The sequence below is a fragment of the Streptomyces sp. 8P21H-1 genome (genome assembly GCF_013302945.1).
On sequence record NZ_JABTYA010000085.1, the window covers coordinates 230 to 459 of the forward strand.

Sequence of the window (230 nt, forward strand, 5' to 3'; positions counted from 1 at the left end):
CGTCATCAAGACCGTCCTCGCCCTGGGCCGCGGCGAACTCCCGCGCACCCTGCACGTGGACACCCCCTCCTCGCACGTCGACTGGTCCGGCGGCACGGTGGAACTGCTGCGCGAGCACCGGTCCTGGCCCGACGCGGGCCGCCCGCGCCGCGCGGGCGTCTCCGCCTTCGGCGTGAGCGGCACCAACGCCCACGTGATCCTGGAACAGCCCGCACCGGCCGCCGAGCCGG

1 protein-coding gene is annotated in these 230 nt (G+C 76.1%); it reads left to right on the forward strand.

All coding sequences use genetic code 11. From position 1 onward, the window contains the following. The coding region (locus tag HO151_RS07195; RefSeq protein ID WP_302479528.1) for a ketoacyl-synthetase C-terminal extension domain-containing protein at positions 1 to 230 on the forward strand (230 nt) is incomplete at both ends.